The following is a 1,745-nucleotide window of genomic DNA, read 5'->3' on the forward strand; positions in this document are numbered from 1 at the left end:
AGAGCTCGTAACACGATCTTGTTGAAGTGCCCTGGTCCGGCGTGACCGATGTGACGATTCGGCCGTTCGGGAGGGTGTGAGTACTCGGCCGTGGATCGTGGACGACGAGTTGTGGGCGCTGATCGGGCCGCTGCTGCCGCCATGGCCGGAGAAGGCGCCGGGCCCGCAGCCGGTAGCGGACCGGCTGTGTCTGCAGGGCATCCTGTACGTGCTCCACAACGACATAGCCTGGCAACTCCTGCCCCCGGAGCTGGGGTTCGGCTCCGGACAGACCTGCTGGCGACGCCTGGATCGCTGGCAGCAGGCCGGTGTCTTCGAGCAGCTGCACCGCATCCTGCTCGCCGAACTCAACGCGGCCGGCGAACTCGACTGGTCCCGCGCGTGCGTGGACGGCTCCCACATCCGCGCGAAAAAGGGGGCCCCGACACGGGGCCGTCGCCGGTCGACCGGCGGAAGACGGGCAGTAAACACCATCTGATCTGCGACGGACGCGGCACCCCGCTCAAAGTCATCACCACTGCGGCCAACGTCAACGACGTCACCCAGACCCTCGCCCTCGTCGACGGCATTCCGCCCGTGGCCGGACGGCCCGGCCGTCCGCGGCGCCGCCCCGACTCACTTCTCGGTGACAAGGGCTACGACTCCAACCCCAACCGCCGAGAGCTGAGCAAGCGGCGGATCCTGCCGGTCATCTCCCGCAAGGGCGCCCCGAACATCAAGGGACTGGGCAAACTCCGCTACGTCGTCGAGCAGACCTTCGCCCTGCTCCACCAGTTCAAGCGCCTCGCCGTCCGCTGGGAACGCCGAACCGAACTCCACGACGCCTTCGTCTCGTTGGCTTCCAGCCTCATCTGCTGGAGACGACTCAAGAAAGCCCACGCGTGATCCTTCTACGCACTCATAGACTTCTATGCCTGGAAGGCTGCGACCTGGTCCGGCACCGGGAAGTCTGAAGCACAGTCCGGACACGTCGTGCAGCCAAACAGATGGGTCAGATGCTCTGCGACCGCTGACTGCCCGGCCCTGACGGCCACACTGTGCAGCCGAGACGCCAGCGGCGGCAGGTCCGCGGGGGTCGCCGGGCGGACCCCGGTGAGTATGGGTCCCTCACGGCCGACAACCCGAAAGCGCGCGTTCGGGTCTCGACGGCGAGTGCCTGGGGGGTTGTTGGAGAGGTCGATCTCCAAGCTCAGTGCGCAGGAGGGGCACACCACGGGGTGCTCCTCGCGGCGCAGGCTGTGCCTCCATACGGGCACCCCCTCAAAGGCCAGGAGGTGCTCCAGCCAGTACAGAAAGTCGTCTACATCGCCCTCGAAGGGCCTTGCCATCACGACGTTCTGGGTCAGCTGGTGCAGCTCGTTGATCGCAGCCGGGTAGCGCGCCTGGACGTAACCGGGCTCGTGAAGCTGTTGCTCCTCGACGACGATGCGGCCGGCCAACCCAAGGGCCGGCCAGCGACCGCCCGGTTTGCGACCGGTAGCGATGTCTGTCAGAACGGGCAGGGCGGCAAAGCTGGCTGTGTACACCGACCCCTGGTGGTAGAGAGAAGCCCACAGCTCCTCCCACGCCTCGTCAGCCAGCTCGGGATCACCGATCTCGTCAAAGAGCCGTGGTAGGTCGGATGCGGATCCATAGGCGTGCTTCAGACGGGACCAGTCCAGTGTCATGCCCGCAATCATCCCAGCCGCATCCGACCGGCACCCCGTACCTCACCAATGCCACCGACAAGATCGTGTTACGAGCTC

At 66.3% G+C, this 1,745-nt stretch carries 2 protein-coding genes; one reads left to right on the forward strand and one right to left on the reverse strand.

From position 1 onward, the window contains the following. The first annotated feature begins 76 nt into the window (after positions 1-76). A protein-coding gene (locus ACZ4RZ_RS50270) for an IS5 family transposase (RefSeq protein WP_467754374.1) occupies positions 77-885 on the forward strand; the annotation gives its coding sequence in 2 pieces (ribosomal slippage) (positions 77-394 and positions 397-885; 807 coding nt in all). Between the two features lie 23 nt (positions 886-908). Here the strand turns inward: ACZ4RZ_RS50270 and ACZ4RZ_RS50275 are convergent. Continuing rightward, a complete protein-coding gene (locus ACZ4RZ_RS50275) occupies positions 909-1,667 on the reverse strand; it encodes a hypothetical protein (RefSeq protein ID WP_467754376.1) in 759 nt (252 codons plus the stop codon). Between the last annotated feature and the right edge of the window lie 78 nt (positions 1,668-1,745).

The organism is Streptomyces sp. NPDC027189 (assembly GCF_055566975.1).

Coding starts and splice junctions, on each gene's coding strand:
- ACZ4RZ_RS50275 (WP_467754376.1), bottom strand. CDS start 1,667: ATGACACTGGACTGGTCCCGTCTGAAGCACGCCTATGGATCCGCATCC.